Raw genomic sequence first — 20,489 nt, forward strand, 5'->3', positions numbered from 1 at the left:
GCGGCGCTCACCGGCCTACGCCGGGGCCCGCCTCGGCGCGGGGACGCCGGCGGCCGGCGCGGCGACGGACCGGCGGCGACGCAGCGGCATGGGGACGTACGACGGCCCGGCGTCGCCCCCGTCGAGCACGAGCTCCACGGCGCGACGGCCCATCCGCTCGTGCGGCAGGGCGGCGGTGGTGAGGCCGGGGCGCAGCCAGGCGGCGATGGGATCGTCGTCGAACGAGACGACGGAGATGTCCTCGGGGATGGCCAGGCCGGCCTCGCCGAGGGCCTGGTACGCCCCGAAGGCCAGCCGGTCGTTCATGCAGACGACCGCCGTCGGCCGGGGCGAGCGGGACAGCAGGGTGCGCATGGCGGCATACCCGTGCTCCGGCAGCCACTCCGCGCAGAAGCACTCGGCGAGCAGTCCGACGTCGGCCGCGGCGAGGGCGGCGCGGATCCCGCGCAGGCGGGCCGGCGCGGCGATGGAGACCTCCGGGTCGCCCTCCTTGAGGCGGTTGCGGCCGATCAACGCGATGCGGTCGCGGTGGCCGTGCGCGAGCAGGGCCTCGACGAGGGCGACGGCCGCCTGCTCGTCGTCGGGTAGTACGCAGGGCAGCTCGTCGGGGCTGACGGCGTTGAGCAGCACCACCGGGCCGCCGAGGATGGCGGGGGGCACCGTGAGCCGGCGGGTGGCCATCGCCGCGTAGACGACGCCGTCGACCTGGCGGTCGAGCATCGCCTCGATGGCGTACCGCTCGAACGCCGCGTCGCCCTGGGTCTCGGTGATCAGCAGCACGTGGTCCCGTTCCCGGGCGGCGTCCAGCGCGCCCCGGATCAGGTCGCCGGCGAACCGGGTCGTGGCGACGATGTCGGAGACGAACGCGATGGTGGCCGTCTTGCGGGTGCGCAGGCTGCGCGCGGCCATGTTGGGCCGGTACCCGAGCTCCTCGGCGGCGGCGAAGACGCGTTGGTGGGCCTCCGCGGACAGCCGGGTCCCCTCCCGTCCGTTGAGCACCATCGAGGCGGCCGTCTTCGACAGTCCGGCCAGCCGCGCGACATCGGCCAGGGTTGCTCTGTTGCGGCCCATGACTCCTCCGAATCACCGCGGCGCGTCCGGCACCGCCCCGTCACATCATCATGCGCGGGTCACGAGGGCCACCCCGGCGGGTGGGTGACGGGCCGCGGGACATGTGAACCGGCCGTTTCCGAGTCGTTGCGAACTCGTCCTTGACAGGTTCGGAGCGCCGCGCGCATGCTCTGCTAAATCATTTTAGCTACGCCGTTCGGTCGTGCGGAAGGGCACCTCGACCCTCCCCGTGATCATGTCGACCGGCTCGGTCGCGACCCGCAGGGCGGGCCGCCCCGTCCCGGCACGACACGGTCGGGGCCGGTGCGCGCCGGCCCGCCGGGCGGCGTGACGCGGCGTTGAAATCAAGGAGTGGTTGACGTGCCGGATTTCTCGACCAGGTTCTCGCGGCGCGGCCTGGCACTGCTGGTGCCGGCCCTGGCCGCCGGCCTGGTGATGAGCGCGTGTAGCGCACCAGGGTCGGACCAGCCCTCGTCGACCGGGTCCGACGCACCCGTCAGCACCGAACTCGGCACCGGGCCGATCACCCTGGAGCTGTACGCGGAGACCGGCTTCCCGCTGGTCAAGGCGCTGGCCGACGAGTTCACCAAGCAGCACCCGAACGTGAAGTTCAACATCCGCGAGGACCAGTTCACGGTGATCACGGAGAACGCGCCCCGGGTGCTCGCCTCGGACAACGCGCCCGACATCATCCGCCTGCCCACCATGGTCGACCTGGTCAAGGACGACCTGCTGAAGAACCTCGACCCCTACGTCGCGGCCTACGGCTGGGACAAGTTCCCCGCCTCGCAGCTCGTCCAGCTCCGGCTGGCCGACGGCGGCAAGGTGCGCGGCTCGGGCTCGCTGTACGGGCTGGGCCTCGGCTACAGCGTGACCGGGGTGTTCTACAACAAGAAGCTGGCCCAGCAGGTCGGCATGACCGAGCCCCCGGCCACCGTCGCCGAGTTCGAGGAGCTGCTGGCCAAGGCCAAGGCCGCCGGCGTGCAGCCGATCGTGCAGTTCAACAAGAACACCGCGGGCATCAACTTCCCGCACCAGGCGCTGCAGAACCAGTTCGGCGACCCGGCCCAGATCGCGGACTGGATCTTCCAGAAGCCCGGCGCCACCTTCGACACCCCCGCCGCGCTGAAGGCCACCGAGACCATCCAGCGGTGGGCCAAGGCGGGCTACTTCACCAAGGACGCCAACGCCCTGGACTACGCCACCATGGTCGGCGACTTCACCAAGGGCGGCGGCCTGTTCATGTTCAACGGCGACTGGGAGTCGGGCAACCTCGACAAGAACATGGCCGGCAACGCGGGCTTCTTCCTGTTCCCGACCGAGGCCGCCGGCGGCAAGCACGTCGCGATGTCCGCGCCGAACACCTTCGGCATCGGTGCCCGGGCCAAGAACCCGGACGCCGCCGCGTACTTCCTGAACTGGGCGCACACCGACGCCAAGGCCCGGGAGATCTCCGTGAAGGTCGGCGGGTCCAGCCCCGGCGGTCCCGCCGAGCTGTCCCTGCCGCCCGTCAGCGAGGGCACCGTGCTGGCCGAGACGCTCAAGGCGTCGCAGCAGCTCGGCGCGGAGAACGGCGCGGTCGACTTCACCGCGAACGCCACCGGCGGCATCTTCGCCGCGGCGATCACCCCGGAGCTGCAGAAGCTGATCGCCGGGCAGCAGACCCCCGAGGGGTACGTGAAGGCGGTCCAGGCCGAGTACGAGAAGGAACTGTCCCGATGACCGCTGCCGTCGGCGGCACCGCCGCCGGTGTCCCGACCGGCGGCGCGGACCGGCAGTCACCCGTGCGGCCCCGCCGGAGGCGGCGGGGCCGCACGGCCGGGTGGCTCGGCTGGCTGTGGGTCCTGCCGGCCCTGCTCATGTACGGGTTCTTCGTGCTGCGTCCGCTGCTGCTCACGATGCAGTACTCGCTGTACCGCTGGAACGGCATCGGCCAGGCCGAGTGGGTCGGGCTGACCAACTACCTGACCGTGTTCACCGACAGCGACCTGCTGAAGATCATCGGGAACGCGTTCGTCCTGATCGTCTTCTTCAGCTTCGTCCCGGTCGCCCTCGGGCTGCTGGTCGCCAGCCTCGTGCGCCGGATGAGCGGCGGCCCGTTCGGCACCGTGGTGCGTACCGTGCTGTTCCTGCCGCAGGTGATCCCCCTCGTCGCGGCCGGCATCGCGTGGAGCTGGCTGCTGTCCACCGACGGCCTGGTCAACCAGGTGCTGCGGGCGGTCGGCCTGGGCGGGGTCACCCGGGCCTGGCTCGGCGAGTTCGACACGGCGCTGCCCGCGGTGGGCGTGATCGGCACCTGGGTGATGCTCGGCCTGTGCACGATCCTGCTCGTCACCGGCATGAGCAAGATCGACCCGGCGCTGTACGAGGCGGCCCGCATCGACGGCGCCGGACCGGTGCGGGAGTTCTTCGCCGTCACCCTGCCGAGCCTGCGCCAGGAGGTCGGCGTCTGCCTGACCGTGACCATCATCGCCGCCCTGGCCAGCTTCGACATCGTCTACATCTCCACCAGCGGCGGCCCCGGCATCCAGACCACCGTGCCCGGCCTGGAGATCTACCGGCTCGCCTTCTCCCAGCGGCAGGTCGGGCTGGCCTCCGCGCTGTCGGTGGTGCTCATGGTGCTGGTGCTGGCCTGCGTGCTGCCGATCCAGCGGCTGACCCGGGAGGACAAGGCATGAACCTCACCAGCCGCAGCGAGCGACTGACCGGCCGGATCTTCCTGATCGCGCTGGTCGTCGTCACGCTGCTGCCGTTCCTGAGCATGCTGTCGGCGGCGTTGCAGCCGCGCGGCACCGTCCCCACCGGACTGGCCTGGCCGGCGGACCCGCAGTGGGGCAACTTCGCCGACGCGTTCACCGCCGCCAACATGGGCGCGCTGCTGCGCTCCAGCCTGCTGATCGTCGTCGGGGTCGTGCCGATCGGCGTGGTCATCGCCACGATGGCCGGATTCGGGCTGGGCCACCTGCGGGTGCCCGGCGGCCGGATAGCCTTCGGCCTGCTGCTGCTCGGCCTGACCCTGCCCTTCGAGGCCGTGGTCACCCCGCTGTACTACCAGATGCGCGACCTCGGCCTGCTCAACACCCGGTGGGCGATCATCCTGCCGCTGATCGGCCTGTACATGCCGTTCTCGGTGTTCTGGATGCGGGCGCACTTCGCCACCGTGCCCAAGGAGCTCTCCGAGGCGGCGCGGGTCGACGGCAGCAACACCTGGCAGTTGTTCTGGCGCGTCCACGTGCCGCTGGCCCGGCCCGCCATCGCGTCGCTGACCATCCTGCTGTTCCTGTGGACCTGGAACCAGTTCCTGCTCGCCATCGTGCTCGTCGACGACGCCACGAAACGCACCATGGCCGGCGCGCTCGGGGCGTTCCAGGGGCAGTGGGGGACGGATCTGGTGCTGCTGTGCGCCGGCTCCCTGCTCATCCTCACCCCCACCCTCATCGTGTTCCTGATCTTCCAACGCCAGTTCATCAAGGCCCTCATCCAGGGATCGCTGAAGGGATAGCGCGTGACGACGCCTGCACCGGTCCACGGCGACGCCGACGAGGGCTTCGGCCCGGTCGTCGACGTCTTCCGGGACAACTTCACCGCGCGCGGCGACGTGGGCGCCGCGGTCGCCCTCTACGTGCGGGGCCGCAAGGTCGTCGACCTGTACGGCGGGCTCGCCGACCCGCGCTCCGGCCGCCGGTGGGCCGCCGACACCCCGGCGGTCGTCTTCTCCTGCACCAAGGGGATCCTGGCGGTCTGCGCGTACCTGCTGGTCCAGCAGGGCCGACTCGACCTGGACGCCCCCGTCACCCGGTACTGGCCCGAGTTCGGCCAGCACGGCAAGGACGGGATCCCGGTGCGCTGGCTGTTCACCCACCAGGCCGGCCTGCCGGCCCTGGACCGGCCGCTGACCCGCGCGGACGTGGTCGCCTGGACGCCGGTGATCGAGGCGATCGAGGCGCAGCCGCCGCTCTGGCCGCCGGGCACCGCGCACAGCTACCACGCGATGACCTACGGCTGGCTGGTCGGCGAGGTGATCCGCCGGGTCACCGGGCAACTGCCCGGCGCGTTCTTCCGCGCCGCGCTCGCCGATCCGCTCGGCCTGCGTACCTGGATCGGCCTTCCCGACGCCGAGCGCGCCGCGGTGGCCTGGATGCTGGCGCCGCCGGCCGGCGCGGTGCCGGCCCCGGACCCGGTCGCCGAGCGGGGGCTGACCATGAACGGCGCCTATCCCTTCCCGGCCGACGACGAGGGCCTGGTCAGCTTCAACGACCCGGTCATCCAGGCCGCCGGGATCCCGGGGGCCGGCGCGGTCAGCACCGCCGAGGGCCTGGCCCGGCTCTACGCCGCCGCCGTGTCCGACGTCGGCGGCGGCCCACGCCTGCTCACCGCCGCGTCGGTCGACGACGCGACCACGCCCCGGGTCTGGGGCCAGCAGCGCTACGGGCCGCCGGACGGGGGGCAGCGCTGGGGGACCGGCTTCCTGCTGGACTCCCCGCCGGCCCGGCCGCTGCTGGGCGCGCGCAGCTTCGGCCACGACGGCGCGGGCGGCCACGTGGCCTTCGGCGACGACGCCCACGAGGTGGGCTTCGCGTACGTGGTCAACCAGATGGGCGGGGTGGACGACGAGCGGGGCGACCGGCTGGTCGCCGCCGTGCGCCGGTGCCTGGAGGGCTGACCCTGCACCGGGTACGGCAACGCGGACGCCGTCCGGCCCGATCCGTCGGCCCGCGCCGACCCGTCGGGTGCCGGGCGGCGGGTCGGCCCGGACGGAGCGGCCGCGAGGTCCACAATGGCGCGATGAGCATGGGGGAGGGTGGGCCGGCCGCCCTGGACTACTACCTGGTCCATCCGGGCCCGGCCGGCGGCGAGCCGCGCGGCCGGCCGGAGGGCGTGGTCGTCGAGGAGTTCGTGTTCGCGGCGGACCACTCGGCGGTGCGCCTGCACAGCGCCGCGTGGACCCCGCAGGACGGCGGCTGGTGGAGCTCGGCGGACTTCAGCCGGACCATGCGCCTCGACGCCGCCCTGCGCAGCCGGGTCGTCGCCGTGCCCCGCCGCGCGGCGGCGGCCACCTACCGCGAGCTCGGCGGCGGCGAGCTGCCCGACGAGGCGACGCTGCGTGGCCACTTCCACGACTCGACCCCGTTGGCCACGGCACCGCTGCCGCTGGCATCCGGCCGTAGCGCGGCCGGGTTCGCCGAGACGCGGGTCTACCGGGTCCTGTTCGCCGACGCGCTGGGGCCGGACGGCCTGGCGCACCTGCGCGCCACGTGGCGGATGACCGTCACGGGCGACGCGGCCGACCCCGGGGCCCGGGTGCTCGGCGTCGCCCGGCGGCGCGTCGGTGACGACGCGTTCACCTGGCACCTGCGCCGCATCGGCGCGGGCGGGCCGTGGTGCCTGGACCTGACCGTCGACCTGGCCGGCGGTCGGGACGACACCGTCCGGCCGATGCTGCGGGAGCTGACCACGACGCTGCGGATGCGAGGGCTGCTGCCCGTCACCGTCGAACGCTTCTCCTGACCGCCCGGCGGGGGCGCGCGCCGGGCGGCCAGGAGGCCGGGAGGCGGCGGCTCAGGACGCCGGTGACGGGCTGACCGCCGCGCACGCGGCCAGCGCCTCGGTCGTCTTCGGGTCGCCGGAGTCGATGTCGGCGGGGTCGACGCCCCGGTTGCTCAGGCAGGTGCGGTAGGCGGCGCGGCGACCATCGTCCCGCCCGCCCCCCGGCGCGCCGGAGCCGCCCGGCCGGGCGCCCGGGCCGCCACTGGGCCGCACCGAGGCGCACGCCTGCTGCGCCTTCTCCCACGTGGCCTCGTCGACGCCGTCGGGGCGTCCCATGCCCGGTCCGCCGCGTCCCGCGCCCGCCGAGGCGTCCGGTCGGGCCGAGGGACGCGCGCTGGGGAAGTTGGACGGCCGGGCCGTCGGGAAGCCGGACGGCCGCGCGCCGCCCGAGGGCAGGGTGACGCCGTTGTCCTGCAGGCAGTCCCGGTAGGCGGTGAAGGCGTTCTGGCCGCCCTGCCCGTTGTCGCCGGTCGGGGCCGCCGCGTCGTCCGTGCCGGCGCACGCGGTCGACAGCGCCAACGCGACGACGGTCAGCGCGGTCGCGAGCAGGCGGCCTCTTCCAGACAACGACATGGGAAACTCCTCAACCTTCTCCGGGGCCCGTCCAGGTAACCGGGCCCACCTCACCGGCCGCTCGGTCCCGGCTCGGAGTTGCCTCGGAGTCCGCGCCGCACCACGGCGACGGCTCGTCGGCGTGGCAACCCGCCGGGCCGGGCGTTCCCAGGCAACTCCGAGCTGAGGCCGAGCCGGTGCCGAGCCGTGGTGGGCAGACTGGCCGCCCATGGGAGACGGCCTGAACCGACGGTGGCGCACCCGGCGTGCTCGTCGGGGCGTGGCGGGCGGCGCCGCCCTGCTCCTGCTCGTGGCCGGCGGCGCGTGGCTGCTGACCACGAGCGTCGATCCGACGCCCGCCCGCCCGGCGACCGTGGCCGTCGACCGGGGCCCCGTCGCCGTCGAGGTGGCCACCTCGGGCACCGTGACACCGGCGACCACCCGCGCCCTGGGCTTCTCCGTCGTCGGCACGGTGCAGACCATCTCGGTGCGGCCGGGCGACGTGGTGCGGGCGGGACAGCGGTTGGCCGCCGTCGCCGACGACGACGCCGCGACGGCCGCCGAGGCGGTGGACGAAGCCGAGGACGACCTGACCGAGGCGCGGGACGCGCTCGACCGGGCCCGCGAGGACACGGCCGACGGGGCGGCGGCCTGCCCGACCGGTGCCGGCGTACGACCGGTCGCCCTGCGCTCGGCCACCGCCACCGCGACCGCGCCGACTCCCGGTGCCTCCGCCAGCTCCGCGACCGCCTCCCCGATGCCGACCGCCACCGGGCCGACGCCCGCACCGACGGCCACCGGCGGCCGGTCGACGCGCCCGTCCGCGTCCGGCCCGCCCGCGTCCGCGCCGGGCGGCACCTGCGCCGGCGGCGGCGCGGCCGGCTCCGCCGACCCGATCCTGCAGGCGCAGCGCCGGGTCAACCAGGCCGAGGCGAGCCTCGCCGAGGCGCGGGAGACGCTGGCCGGCACCGCGATCACCGCGCCGATCGCCGGCACCGTCCTGTCCGTCGCCGGGAAGGTGGGCAGCCAGGTCGGCCGGGGCAGCACCTTCATCACCCTCGCCGACACGTTCGCGATGCAGGTCGAGGCCAGGTTCCCCGAGGCCGACGCCGTGGCCCTGGCCGTCGGGCAGCAGGCGACGCTCACCCTCCCCGACCGACCCGACCGCACCTTCCCGGCGACCGTCGTCCAGGTCGACCCGGTCGGCGTCAGCGACGGCAGCCTGGTCCGCTACGGCGTCGTGCTCTCCTTCACCGAGGCGCCGCAGGACCTGCTCGTCGGGCAGAGCGCCGCGGTGACCGTCGAGACCGCGGCGGTGGCGGACGCGGTGCGGGTGCCCTCCACGGCCGTACGCGACGTCGCCGGTGGGACCGGCACCGTCCGCGTCGGCGTCGAGGGCGCGCCGCGCACCGTCACCGTCGGGCTGCGGGGTGGCCGGTTCACCGAGGTGACCTCCGGCCTCACCGCCGGTGAGCTGGTGCTCCGCTCCTGGTGACAGCGGGGACACAGCTTCCGCACAGGGCGCGTGGAGCAGCCTCCGGTAGGCAGTGGTGGTGCGAACCGACATTCTCCGGCCACCTACCGGACGGGCCGCCACGGCCGTCGACGGCGCCTGCGCCGCGCGGGTCCTCGTGGTCGACGACGAACCGAACATCTCCACGCTGCTCGCGGTCACCCTGGGGCTCGTCTCGTACGAGACCCGGGTGGCCGCCAGCGGCCGGGCGGCGCTGGCCCTGGTCGAGGAGTTCGACCCGCACCTCGTGGTCCTCGACGTGATGCTGCCCGACGTGGACGGCTTCGAGGTCGCCCGCCGGCTGCGCGCGGCCGGCCGGCCGGTGCCGGTGCTCTTCCTCACCGCGCGGGACACCGTCGAGGACCGGGTGACCGGGCTGGTCGTCGGCGCGGACGACTACGTGGCCAAGCCGTTCAGCCTCGAGGAGGTGGTGCTGCGCATCCGGGCCATCCTGCGGCGCAGCCACCCGGAGCAGCCCGCGGCCGCGCCGCCCGTGCCCCCGCCCCCGGCCGTCCTGCGCTACGCCGACCTGGAACTCGACGACGACGCGCACGAGGTGCGCCGGGCCGGTCGTCCGGTCGACCTGTCGCCGACGGAGTTCCGGCTGCTGCGCTACCTGCTCACCAACGCCGGCCGGGTGGTCAGCAAGGCGCAGATCCTCGACCGGGTCTGGAACTACGACTTCGGCGGGGACGGGCGCATCGTCGAGTCCTACGTCTACTACCTGCGTCGCAAGATCGACAAGCTCGGGCCGCCGCTGATCCACACCGTGCGCGGCGTGGGGTACACGCTGCGGCTGCCGCGCGGCGACGAGTGAGCCGGCGGCCGATCCGCCCCTGGGCGCGCTGGACGCTGCGGTCCCGGCTGGTCCTCCTCGTCGGGATCCTCGCCACGCTGGCCCTGCTGGGGGCGAACGCCGCCGGGCTGGTGCTGCTGCGCGGATACCTGGTGCAGCGGGTCGACCAGCAGCTCACCGGGCTGGCCCGCCCCTTCACCGCCGCCCCGCGCGCCGCCTCCGGGTTCCCGGCGGGGGGCGCGACCACCGGCGGGCCGCGCAACCCCGGCCGGTTCGCGCGCCTCGGGCCGGACCAGTTGGTCGTCCACTACCGGGCCGACGGCACCCGGGACCCCGACCGCAGCAGCACGCCGTCGGCCGCCGCGCCCGATCCCGGCCCGCTGGCCGAGGTGGCGGCGCGGGCCCGGACCGGCCGCCCGTACACCGTGGCCGGCGACGGGGGCGCGTGGCGGCTGCTGGCGGTCCCGGTCGGCGACGGCGGGGAGGTCGTGGTGCTCGGCGCGTCCCTGGCCGAGGCGGAGCGGACCGTCGACCGGCTCGTGGTGATCGACGTCGCGGTGACCGGCAGCGTCCTGATCGTGCTGGGCCTGCTCGCCGCCTTCGTGGTCCGCCTCGGGCTGAGCCCGTTGACCAGGATGGAACGCGTCGTCGCGGGCATCACCGGCGGCGACCTGGCCCGCCGGCTGCACGACACCGACCCGCACACCGAGCCCGGTCGCCTCGGTGCGGCGGTGAACCTCATGCTGGACCGGATCGGCACGGAGATGACCGCCCGCGCCGCGGCCGACCGCCGGCTGCGCCAGTTCGTCGCCGACGCCTCGCACGAGCTGCGCACCCCGCTGACCTCGATCCGGGGCTTCGCCGAGCTGTACCGCCGAGGCGGCGCCCCGCCCGGACCGGCCCTGGACGAGGCGATGGGCCGGATCGAGGCCGAGGCCGCCCGGATGGGGGTGCTCGTCGAGGACCTGCTGCTGCTCGCCCGGCTGGACCGGCACCGCGCCCCGGTGCTGCGCCCGGTCGACGTGCTGGAGGTCGCCGCCGACACCATCCGCGACGCGCACGCCCGCGCCCCGGGGCGGCGGGTCCGGCTGACCACGCTCACCGAGGACGACGAGACGTTCGAGCCGCCGACCGTGCTCGGCGACGAGCACCGGCTGCGCCAGGTCGCGGCGAACCTGGTCGGCAACGCCATGCAGCACACCGGGCCGGGGGCGCGGGTGACCGTCCGCATCGGCCGGCTGCCCGCCGCCGTGGCCGGCCCGCCGCCCGCGCCGGACCGGGGCGGCGTGGTGGTCCGGTCCGGTCCGGCGCCCGCACCGCCCGCCGGCGGGCTGGCCGTGCTGGAGGTGCACGACGACGGCCCGGGCATCCCCGCCGAGCACGCCACCCGGGTCTTCGAGCGGCTCTACCGGGCCGATGCGAGCCGGGGCCGGGGCGACGGCGGCGGCTCCGGACTCGGCCTGTCCATCGCGGCGTCGATCGTGCACGCCCACGGCGGCTGGATCGAGCTGCACAGCGGCCCCGGGGCGGGCACCGCCTTCCGCGTACTGCTGCCCGTCGCCGGCTCCCCGGCGGAGGGCGACCGGCCGGCGCCGCCGGTCCCCGACGCGCCGCCGCCGACTCCGAGCCAGCTATGAGGTGACGTCGAAGATCCTCCGAGGCGGGGCCGCCAGGATCCCCTCCATGCGTGCACGCCTGCCGGCGGCCCTGCGCCGGCCCACCGTGGCGGTCAACGCCGTCCTGACCCTGTTGCTGGTCGGCGGCGGCACCTGGGCCTGGCTGTCCGTGCGCGGCGACGCGTCGGCGCGGGCCGGGACGACCGGCGGCACCCGAACGGTCCAGGTCTCCCGGGGCACGGTGACCGCGACGGTCACGGCGGACGGTTCGCTGGAGAGCGCCGCCACCGCCACCGCCACCTTCACCACGGCCGGGACGGTCACCTCGGTCGCGGTGACCGTCGGTCAGAAGGTACGCAAGGGGCAGCTGCTCGCCGAGGTCGACCCGGCCGCCGCCCGACGCGACCTCAAGGTGGCCCAGGCGAACCTGGACGCCGCCGAGGACGCGCTGGACCGGGCGCGGGACGCCGGCTCCGACACCTCCACGGCGGAGAACGAGGTGACCCAGGCCGAGCTGGCCGTCGACGAGGCCGAGGCCGCGGTGGAGGGCACCCGGCTCACCGCGCCGATGGCCGGCACCGTGGTCGCCGTCAACGGCACCGTCGGCGGCCCGTCCGGCGGCTCGTCGGGTTCCGGCTCCTCGGGCTCGGGCTCGTCGGGTTCGTCGGGCTCCGGTTCGTCCGGGGCCGCCTCCGGCGGGTCGTCCGGCGGCACCTCGTCCGGCTTCGTCGACCTCGCCGACCTGTCGAAGCTCCAGGTCACCGCCGCGGTCGCCGAGGCCGACGCCACCCGGCTCAAGGCCGGCCAGCCGGCCACCGTCACCTGGAACGCCCTGGACGGGGCCACCGCCACCGGCGAGCTGCGGGCGATCGACCCGCAGGCCACCACCGCCAACGGCGTGGTCACCTACGGGGTCACCCTCGGCGTCGCCGACCTGCCCGCCGGGGCCAGGCCGGGGCAGACCGTGCGGGTGGCCGTCGTGACCGGCACGGCCGAGAACGTGCTGCTGGTCAACTCGGCCGCAGTGAGCGGCAGCGGCGACCGGCGGATCGTCACCGTGCTCACCGACACCGGCCAGGAGACCCGGCGGGTGCAGGTCGGCCTGGCCGGCGACCGGGCGTACGAGATCACCTCCGGGCTCACCGAGGGGGAGCGGGTCGTGCTGCCCGAGACCAGCACCTCCGGCACCAGCGGCGGCCTGACCGGCGGCGGGGGCCGCTTCCCCGGCGGCGGAGGCTTCCCCGGCGGCGGTTTCCCCGCCGGGGGACAGGGCGGCCCCCGGGCCGGCACCGGGACCCGCTGATGGAGCCCCGGACCACGCCGCGCCATCCGGTCCTGGACGTCCGCGCGCTGACCAAGGTGTACGGCGAGGGCCCCGCCGCCGTCCACGCGCTGCGCGGGGTGTCGTTGACGGTGGACGCCGGCGACTACGTGGCGATCATGGGATCCTCCGGGTCCGGCAAGTCCACCCTGATGAACATCATCGGCTGCCTCGACGCGCCCTCCGGCGGCAGCTACCTGCTCGACGGCGTCGATGTCGGTCGCCTGGCGGACCGCCAACTCGCCCTCGTGCGCAACCGGCTCATCGGGTTCGTCTTCCAGGCGTTCAACCTCATCCCCCGCACCAGCGCGGTGGCCAACGTCGAGCTGCCGCTGGCGTACGCGGGCGTGCGGGCGGGGCAGCGGCGGCGTCGGGCGCTCGCCGCGCTGGACGCGGTGGGGCTGGCCGACCGCGCCGACCACCACCCCAATCAGCTCTCCGGCGGGCAGCAGCAACGCGTCGCGGTGGCCCGCGCGCTGGTCACCGAGCCCGCGCTGGTGCTCGCCGACGAGCCCACCGGCAACCTGGACAGCCGCTCCACCGAGGACATCCTGGCGGTGTTCGACCAGCTCAACGCCGCCGGCAGGACGATCGTGCTGATCACCCACGAGCCGGAGGTCGGCGACCGCGCCCGGCGGCTGATCCGGCTCCTCGACGGCCGGGTCCGCTCCGACGAGCGCCAGGACCGCACGGGCCGGCACGCGGCGGTGGCCGGCCGATGACCGTCACCGAGACGATCCGGTTCGCCCTGCGCGGCGTGGCCGCCAACAAGCTGCGCTCGGCGCTGACCATGCTGGGCATCCTCATCGGCGTCGCCGCGGTGATCCTGCTGGTGGCCGTCGGCAACGGGTCGGCGCAGGCCGTCACCAGCCGGATCGAGGCGCTGGGCACCAACACCCTCACCGTGACCGGCACCAACCGCGGCTCGGGGCCGGGCGGCCTGACCGTCGAGGTCGCCGACGCGCTCGCCGACCCGGTGCTCGCCCCCGGCGTCCGTTCGGTGTCCCCGCTGGCGACCACCTCCACCACGGTGACCTACGAGGGCGCCGACCACGAGGTCGCCCAGTTCGTGGGCACCCGGCCGGGCTGGTTCGCCGCGTCCAACTCGCCGGTGGCCGCGGGGGCCGCGTTCACCGCCGACGACGAGGCGCAGGCCCGCCGGGTGGTCGTCATCGGGCAGACCGTCGCCGACGAGCTGTTCGCCGGCCTCGACCCGGTCGGCCGGCAGGTCACCGCCGGTGGGGCCCTGTTCACGGTGGTCGGGGTGCTCGCGCCGAAGTCCTCGACCGGCTTCCAGGACGCCAACGACACCGCCGTCGCGCCGCTGAGCGCCGTGCGGGAGGTGCTCACCGGGTACGGGCCGATCAGCTCGATCCTCGTCGAGGCGGCCGACCCGGGCGAGGTGGACGCCGTGCAGGCCCAGATCTCCACGGTGCTCGCCCAGCGGCTGCCCACCACCGGTCCGGCCAGCGCGCCGTACCGGATCCAGAACGCCGCGCAGCTGTTGCAGACCCAGACCGAGACGGCCGACACCTTCACCACCCTGCTCGGCGCGGTCGCCGCGATCAGTCTCCTGGTCGGCGGCATCGGGATCACCAACATCATGCTCGTGACCGTCACCGAACGGACGCGGGAGATCGGCATCCGCAAGGCGCTCGGTGCCCGGCGCCGGACGGTGCTGACCCAGTTCCTGATCGAGGCGACCCTGCTGAGCCTCCTCGGCGGGGCGCTCGGGGTGGCCGCCGCGCTGCTCGGGTCCCGGTTCACCATCGTCGGTGTCCGGCCCGTGATCGTGCCCAGCTCCGTCGCGCTGGCCCTCGGCGTCTCCATCGCGATCGGCCTCTTCTTCGGCGGCCTGCCGGCGGCGCGGGCGGCCCGGCTGCGCCCCATCGACGCCCTGCGCTACGAGTAGGCCAGCGTGCCCGACAGGCAAGGATCAGACATGGACAACAGCGACACCGTCGTCTTCGCCCGGGTCGGCGGCGCCACGGCGCCGGGCGGGCCTGCGGAGCCGGACGACGACCGCGACGCCGCGTCGCCGGCCGTGGCGGCGGAACCCGACGAGGGCCTCACCGCCGCGCTGGCCGCCGCCGCCCCGCGCCGGTGGTGGAACCGGGGCACCCTGGTCCTGGGCGCGCTCGTGCTCGTCGTCGCCGGCTTCGTCGGCGGGGTGCAGGTGCAACAGCGGTGGGGCGAGCCGGCGGCGGGCGCCGCGGTCCCGTCCTGGTCGTTCCCGGCGGGTCTGGCCAACGGGGCGGCCGGTTCGGGCCGTGGTCAGGGCCCCGGCGACCAGCCGAGCGCCGCCGCGTCGGGCGCGGCGGCGGGCACCACCACCGGCACGGTGACGCTGGTCGACGGCGACACCCTCTACGTCGAGACCGCCGACGGCACCGTGGTCACGGTCCGCACCACCGACGACACGGCCGTGCGGACCACCCGGGCCAGCAAGCTGACGGCGATCGAGCGGGGCCAGCGGGTGACCGTGCAGGGCGGCGCGCTGACGGACAACGCCATGACCGCCACCTCCGTCACCACCGGCGGCTGAGCCGCGGCTTTCGCGGCCCGCGGTGTCCGTGCGACGGATCGTCTCAGGCGGTGGTGCCGGTGACCGCGCTGCCCGAGCGGGTCACCTTGTACGTGACCTTCTCGCCGCTCCAGAAGTGGAAGGTGAGCGTGACCGGGGCGTTGTCGGTGACCGCGGCGAAGAAGTCCGGGGTCAGGGCGATGGAGCTGCCGGTGTAGTCGGGCTGGAACGTGACGTCGAACTCCTTGAACGGCGTCCAGTCGTGCGGGCCGGCGTTGCTGCCGTCGGCGTACTTCGCCTCCATGGTGGCGAGCTGGTCGCCCCGGAACTGGGTCGGGATGGCGAACGCGCTGGTCGTGCCGGTCGCGTTGCCCAGGACCGGCCGGTCGTAGGTGATGATGTTGATGCGCCACGGCACGCCCGCCGAGAACCGCGCGTGCAGGGTCGCGTTGACCCCGTACGCCCGGCTGCCGGTCAGCCGGGTCAGCGCGGCCGCCGTCAGGGTGAGCTGGCTGCCGCTGACGGTGTAGTCGGTGCCCTGGACCAGGTCGGTGCTGCCCTGCCGCAGGCCCTGGAACGTGGTGCCGTTGAGGTTCAGGGTGAGGGTCTTGGCGCTGATGGCGCTGGCCTTGGCGTTGAACACCAGGTCCGACGAGGCGGTGCCGGAGCGGGTGGTCCAGCTCGACTTGATCTGGGCGATCAGCTCCGGGTCGCTCCACTGGAACGAGGTCCGGCCGAGGTGCTGCCCGTTGTCCCACAGCATGGTGGTGAGCTTCCTGGCCCGCGCGTAGTGGCCGAAGTACTCGAAGAACTTCAGCTTCTCGCCCTGCTCGATGGTGCCGGTGTGCCGGTCGAAGCCGAGCAGGCCGTACTCGCCGACGATGACGGGGATGCCCTTGGCGACGAAGGCGTCGTACACCCGGTCGAAGGAGTCGGTGAGGTCCTTCTGGGCGGTGGCGTCGAAGTGGGTGCCCCCGGCGACGTTCACGCTGAAGGGCCAGTAGCCGTAGTAGTGGACGGTCGCGATGAGGTTGCGGTCGTTGAGCGCGTTGAACGTGGCGACCAGTTCGTCGATGCGGGCCTGCTCCGACGAGGTGTGCAGGGTGGGCAGCACCAGCAGGCGGGTGGCGTTGTTGCCGCCGGAGGCGCGCACGATGCGGTGGAACGACGTGTTGAGCTCGGCCAGCAGGGTGGCGTTCTGGGCGTCGCCGGAGCTGCCGGTGAACTGCGGCTCGTTGACGCTCTCGAACACCAGCTTCGGCGACGAGCCGCGGAACGTGCTCGCCAGCTGGGTCCAGATCGCGTTGTACTTGGCCAGCACGGTGGTCCGGTCGGTGGGCATGGTGTTGATCCACTGCCACGAGTCGTGGTGAATGTTGATCATCACGTAGAGGTCGTCGGCGAGCGCCCAGTCGACCACCTCCTTGACCCGGTTCAGGTACGCCGCCTCGATCGGGTAGTTGGGCGCGCCGCCCAGGTGCGCGCTCCAGGTGACCGGGATGCGGACGCTCTTGAAGCCCTGCGCCTTCACGTTGTCCAGCAGCGCCTCGGTGATGCGCGGGTTGCCCCAGGCGGTCTCGTCGGCGCCGACGGCGTCGAGGGAGTTGCCGAGGTTCCAGCCGGGCTGCATCGCGGCCACGGCCGCCATCGCGTCGCCGGCCGGCGGGGGCGTCGTGGGCGGGGGAGTGGTCGGCGGCGGCGTGGTGGGCGGCGTGCTGGTCGGCGGGGCCGTGGTCGGGCCGACGCCGCCGGTGCAGGCGACCCCGTTGAGCGCGAAGGAGGTGGGGCTCGGGTTCGTGCCGGACCACGAGCCGTTGAAGCCGAAGGAGACCGACGCGTTGGTGGCGATGGCGGCGTTGTAGCCGACGTTGGCGGCGGTGACGTCGTCGCCGGCGGCGGTGACGGTGGCGTTCCACGCCTGGGTCACCCGCTGCCCGGCGGGGAACGTCCAGGTCAGGCGCCAGCCGTTGACCGCGTCGCCGAGGTTGGTCACGTTCACGTTCGCGCCGAACCCGCCCTGCCACTGGCTGCTGACCTGGTACGTCACCGCGCAGCCCGCCGCCGCCTGCGCGGTGCCCGCGACCAGGACGCCGACGGCGGCCAGCAGCATCGTGACCGCGCTGGTGAACGCGCCGACCCGCCATCGGGTCCGTCGGGTGGTGCCTCGTGTGCCGATCATGACACTCCTTGCCGGGAAGATGCCGCCGCATGATGAGGGTGGGCAGGGCGTCGGGAACGCGCACGTGACGCCCGTCGGACGGGCAGATTAAGTTTGGACCCTAAACTTTGTCAATCGGTGAGCGACTATGCCGCAGGTGGCCCGACGCCTGGCTAGGCTTGCCCGGTACGTCGCAGAGGGGAGGGCACCTGCCGCCGACCGCCACCGTGCTCGTGGTCCTCGGGCGCGGCGTGCTGCCCGCCGCCGGGGGGACCTGGGCGCTCACCCCGGCCAGCCTCGCGCGGGTCCGGGCCGCCCGCGACTACGTCGCCGCCAACGAGGCGGCCTTCGCGGCCGCCGCCCAGCGGGGCCGGCGGCCGAGGATCGTGTTCACCGGCGGCTGGGCCGAGGCCGCCGAGGGGGCCGCCCCGCCACCGGCCGGGTGGCGCGAGGCCGACCTGATGCTCCGCGAGGCGCTCGCGGCCGGCCTCGACCGGCACGCCGACCTGCGCGCCGAGGCCCGCTCACGCAGCACCCTGGAGAACCTCCTGCGCACCGCCGCCGACGGGCTGCTCGCCGGCCACGCCTTCGACCGGCACCACCCGCTGGGCATCGTCTCGCACACCTGGCACCTGCCCCGGGTCCGCTACCTCGCCCGCCGGGCGCTCGGGCTGCGCGGCGGGGCGCTGCTCGACGTGCCCGCCACCGGTGGGGAGCCCGCGCCCGGATGGTGGCCGGAGGGCGCCGTACGCATGGCGTGCCGGCTGTGGTTCCTCGGCGTCCGCGACCCGGCGGGCCTGCTGCGCCGCGAGCGGGCGATGGTCGCGCTGCTGCACCGGGCCCGCCGCGGCACCCGTCGGGGCCCGGCGGGCGGGCGGCCCTCCGCCCGGCGGCCGGCGGGAGGTGACGCGGACGCCCCGACGGGGTACAGGACGGTCGCCGGCGGATCGACCGCCGTCACGAAGAACAGGCGGACCCCATGATCGTCCTCGTGCCGGTGTACGAGCCGGGACAGCGGCTGCCCGACCTCCTCGGCGAGCTGCGCGACGCCGCCCCCGACGTGCCCGTCGTCGTGGTCGACGACGGCTCCCCGGCCTCGGACCCGGTCCTCGACGCGGCGCGCCGGCTCGGCGGCGACGTCCTGCGCCACGGGTCCAACCGGGGCAAGGGCACGGCCCTGAAGACCGGGTTCCGGCACGTCGCCCGGGCCTATCCCGGGCACGACGTGGTCTGCGCCGACGCCGACGGGCAGCACCGGGTCGCCGACATCCTGCGCGTCGCCCGCGCCCTGCCCGACGGCGACGGCGACGGCGACGGCGCGATCGTGCTGGGGGTACGCCGGTTCGACGGCACGGTGCCGCTGCGCAGCAGGATCGGCAACGGCGTCACCGGGCTGCTGTTCCGGGCCGCCACCGGCGTCGGGGTCCACGACACCCAGACCGGCCTGCGGGCGTACCCGCGCGGCCTGCTCGACTGGCTGCTCGCGGTGCCCGGCGAACGCTTCGAGTACGAGATGAACGTCCTGCTCCACGCGGCGCGCGACGGCCACCCCGTCCGGCAGACCGTCGTCGCCACCACCTACCTGGCGGACAACGCGTCCTCGCACTTCGGGGCGCTGCGCGACTCCGCCCGGATCTACCTGCCGCTGCTGCGCTTCGCCGCGTCGGCGCTGCTCGCACCGTCCCGTCCCCGCCGATAGGCCCGTTCGCCCCTCCTTCCCCCGCCCGCCGTAGAACCATGTGAGGGCGGGCAGGCGCCTCCGACGCCGTACGGCCGCACCGGCCGTACGACGCGGAGGGGTCGACGTGGAGGGGCTCGTCCTGATCGTGGTGCTGGCGGCCACCGTGCTCGTCGGCACCACCATCGGCGGGCGCTACCGGGTCGCCCCGCCGGTCCTGCTCATCGGGATGGGCGCGCTGCTGGCGCTCGCCCCGCCGCTGTCGGACGTGGTGCTCGAACCGGACGTGGTGCTGCTGCTGTTCCTGCCCGCGATCCTCTACCGGGAGAGCCTCACCATCAGCCTGCGGGAGATCCGCGCCAACCTGACCGTCATCGCCCTGCTCGCCGTGGGGCTGGTCGCGGTCACGATGGTGACGGTGGCGCTGGTCGCCCAGGCGGTCGGGGTCGAGGGGCCGGCGGCGTGGGTGCTCGGGGCGGTGCTGGCCCCGACCGACGCCGCCGCGGTCGCCGGCCTGGCCAAGCGGATGCCCCGCCGGTTCCTCACCGTCCTGCGCGCGGAGAGCCTCATCAACGACGGCACCGCGCTGGTCCTCTTCGCCGTCGCGCTCGGCCTGATCACCGGCGGCGCACCGCCGGGGGCGCTGCCGCTCGTCGAGCGCGTCGGGGGGTCGTTCCTCGGCGGCGTCGCGGCCGGGCTGGCGATCGGGGTGGTGGTCGTGCTGATCCGCCGCCGCCTCGACGACCCGCTGCGCGAGGGCGCGCTCAGCGTGCTCACGCCGTTCGTCGCGTTCCTGGCCGCCGAGGAACTGCACGCCAGCGGGGTGCTCGCGGTGGTGGTCGCCGGCCTGGTGCTCTCCTTCGCCGGCCCCCGGGTGATCCGGGCACCCTCCCGGGTGCTGGCCTACGCCTTCTGGGACCTCACCACCTTCCTGATCAACGGGGGCCTGTTCGTGCTGCTCGGGATGCAGATCCCCCGGGCGGTGCGCGGGGTCACCAGCACGTCGGTGGGGCAGGCGCTGCTCATCGCGGTGCTGGTCGCCGGCACCGTCCTGGCGACCCGGATGGCCTGGCTGCACCTGTCGGCGTATCTGCTGCGGCTCGTCGACCGCCGTAAGTCGCAACGGGCCCTGCGGGTCGGCTGGCGGATCCGCACGGCCGCCGGGTGGGCCGGCTTCCGCGGCGCGGTGTCGCTGGCCGCGGCCCTCGCGGTGCCGCTGACCACCCCGGCCGGGGAACCCGTCCACGAGCGGGACCTGATCATCTTCTGCACGGCGCTGGTGATCGTCATGATCATGCTGGTGCAGGGCACCACCCTGCCGCTCGTGGTCCGCTGGGCGGGCCTCGTCGGCGACCAGCAGCGCGCCGACGAGGTGCGGATGGCCCGCCTGCGGGCCACCGAGGCCGGGCTGGCGGCGCTGCCGGAGGTCGCCGACGGGCTGGGCGTGCACCGGGACGTCGCCGACCGGATCCGCGTCGACTACCAGGACCACCTCGACGACATCCGCGCCGCCGAGCAGGGCGAAGCCGCCGAGCAGGCCCGCGACCTGGAGCGCCGGCTGCGGCTGGCGGTCCTGGACCGCAAGCGGCGCGAGATCACCCGGCTGCGCAACGCCAACGAGATCGACGACACGGTGCTGCGCGAGCTGCAGGCCGCGCTCGACATCGAGGAGATCCGTCTGCTGGGCCCGCCCACCCCCGAGTGACCACCGGC

General features: G+C 74.8%; 18 protein-coding genes. 15 read left to right on the top strand and 3 right to left on the bottom strand.

Translation table 11 applies throughout. The annotated features are described in order from the left end of the window. Positions 1-15: 15 nt before the first annotated feature. Positions 16-1,071, bottom strand: a complete 1,056-nt coding sequence (locus tag LPA42_RS21480) for a LacI family DNA-binding transcriptional regulator (RefSeq protein WP_077937883.1) — start codon at positions 1,069-1,071, stop codon at positions 16-18. Positions 1,072-1,431: 360 nt separating this feature from the next. On the opposite strand from LPA42_RS21480, the gene LPA42_RS21485 reads away from it, so the two are divergent. From LPA42_RS21485 to LPA42_RS21505, 5 genes are all read left to right on the top strand, one after another. Further along, complete coding sequence (locus LPA42_RS21485; RefSeq protein ID WP_198956580.1) at positions 1,432-2,793, top strand: ABC transporter substrate-binding protein; 1,362 nt, start codon at positions 1,432-1,434, stop codon at positions 2,791-2,793. Further along, positions 2,790-3,749, top strand: coding sequence for a carbohydrate ABC transporter permease (locus tag LPA42_RS21490; protein WP_077937884.1), 960 nt, complete (start codon positions 2,790-2,792; stop codon positions 3,747-3,749). Before LPA42_RS21485 ends, LPA42_RS21490 begins: the two co-directional genes overlap by 4 nt. Next, positions 3,746-4,573: a carbohydrate ABC transporter permease gene (locus LPA42_RS21495; protein ID WP_043963505.1), complete on the top strand. Its 828-nt coding sequence runs from the start codon at positions 3,746-3,748 to the stop codon at positions 4,571-4,573. Before LPA42_RS21490 ends, LPA42_RS21495 begins: the two co-directional genes overlap by 4 nt. Positions 4,574-4,576: 3 nt before the next feature. Beyond that, on the top strand, positions 4,577-5,734 hold the full coding sequence (locus LPA42_RS21500) for a serine hydrolase domain-containing protein (protein WP_077937885.1): 1,158 nt from the start codon (positions 4,577-4,579) through the stop codon (positions 5,732-5,734). Between the two features lie 122 nt (positions 5,735-5,856). Next, entirely contained in the window at positions 5,857-6,579 is a 723-nt protein-coding gene (locus tag LPA42_RS21505) for a hypothetical protein (RefSeq protein WP_228986812.1), read from the top strand. 51 nt (positions 6,580-6,630) lie between these two features. Here LPA42_RS21505 and LPA42_RS21510 read toward each other — a convergent pair whose 3' ends face one another. Further along, positions 6,631-7,191, bottom strand: coding sequence for a hypothetical protein (locus tag LPA42_RS21510; protein ID WP_077937886.1), 561 nt, complete (start codon positions 7,189-7,191; stop codon positions 6,631-6,633). Positions 7,192-7,399: 208 nt separating this feature from the next. Between LPA42_RS21510 and LPA42_RS21515 the strand changes: the two genes are divergently transcribed. The 7 genes from LPA42_RS21515 (at position 7,400) to LPA42_RS21545 (ending at position 14,961) form a co-directional block, all read left to right on the top strand. After that, the gene (locus tag LPA42_RS21515) at positions 7,400-8,665 is read left to right on the top strand and encodes an efflux RND transporter periplasmic adaptor subunit (protein WP_077937887.1); all 1,266 of its coding nucleotides are present in this window, start codon (positions 7,400-7,402) and stop codon (positions 8,663-8,665) included. Positions 8,666-8,735: 70 nt separating this feature from the next. Beyond that, positions 8,736-9,500, top strand: coding sequence for a response regulator transcription factor (locus LPA42_RS21520; RefSeq protein ID WP_077937893.1), 765 nt, complete (start codon positions 8,736-8,738; stop codon positions 9,498-9,500). Then, complete coding sequence (locus tag LPA42_RS21525) at positions 9,497-11,116, top strand: cell wall metabolism sensor histidine kinase WalK (RefSeq protein WP_228986813.1); 1,620 nt, start codon at positions 9,497-9,499, stop codon at positions 11,114-11,116. The genes LPA42_RS21520 and LPA42_RS21525 overlap by 4 nt, the downstream gene beginning before the upstream one ends. Positions 11,117-11,162: 46 nt before the next feature. Further along, entirely contained in the window at positions 11,163-12,398 is a 1,236-nt protein-coding gene (locus tag LPA42_RS21530) for an efflux RND transporter periplasmic adaptor subunit (RefSeq protein ID WP_077937888.1), read from the top strand. After that, positions 12,398-13,138: an ABC transporter ATP-binding protein gene (locus LPA42_RS21535; protein ID WP_077937889.1), complete on the top strand. Its 741-nt coding sequence runs from the start codon at positions 12,398-12,400 to the stop codon at positions 13,136-13,138. The genes LPA42_RS21530 and LPA42_RS21535 overlap by 1 nt, the downstream gene beginning before the upstream one ends. Beyond that, positions 13,135-14,328, top strand: coding sequence for an ABC transporter permease (locus LPA42_RS21540; RefSeq protein WP_077937890.1), 1,194 nt, complete (start codon positions 13,135-13,137; stop codon positions 14,326-14,328). Before LPA42_RS21535 ends, LPA42_RS21540 begins: the two co-directional genes overlap by 4 nt. Positions 14,329-14,358: 30 nt before the next feature. Then, positions 14,359-14,961 carry a hypothetical protein gene (locus LPA42_RS21545; RefSeq protein ID WP_228986814.1) on the top strand — a complete coding sequence of 201 codons (603 nt, stop codon included), beginning with the start codon at positions 14,359-14,361 and terminating at the stop codon, positions 14,959-14,961. Positions 14,962-15,004: 43 nt separating this feature from the next. Here the strand turns inward: LPA42_RS21545 and LPA42_RS21550 are convergent, their stop codons facing one another. Continuing rightward, positions 15,005-17,050: a cellulase family glycosylhydrolase gene (locus tag LPA42_RS21550; protein WP_228986819.1), complete on the bottom strand. Its 2,046-nt coding sequence runs from the start codon at positions 17,048-17,050 to the stop codon at positions 15,005-15,007. Positions 17,051-17,325: 275 nt separating this feature from the next. On the opposite strand from LPA42_RS21550, the gene LPA42_RS21555 reads away from it, so the two are divergent. From LPA42_RS21555 to LPA42_RS21565, 3 genes are all read left to right on the top strand, one after another. Further along, complete coding sequence (locus LPA42_RS21555) at positions 17,326-18,081, top strand: YdcF family protein (RefSeq protein WP_228986815.1); 756 nt, start codon at positions 17,326-17,328, stop codon at positions 18,079-18,081. After that, entirely contained in the window at positions 18,078-18,797 is a 720-nt protein-coding gene (locus LPA42_RS21560) for a glycosyltransferase family 2 protein (protein WP_077937903.1), read from the top strand. The genes LPA42_RS21555 and LPA42_RS21560 overlap by 4 nt, the downstream gene beginning before the upstream one ends. A 106-nt stretch (positions 18,798-18,903) precedes the next feature. After that, positions 18,904-20,481: a Na+/H+ antiporter gene (locus LPA42_RS21565; RefSeq protein WP_077937904.1), complete on the top strand. Its 1,578-nt coding sequence runs from the start codon at positions 18,904-18,906 to the stop codon at positions 20,479-20,481. Positions 20,482-20,489 lie beyond the last annotated feature (8 nt).

This window comes from Micromonospora sp. DH13 (genome assembly GCF_020873825.1).
GTDB classification, from domain to species: Bacteria; Actinomycetota; Actinomycetes; order Mycobacteriales; family Micromonosporaceae; genus Micromonospora; species Micromonospora haikouensis.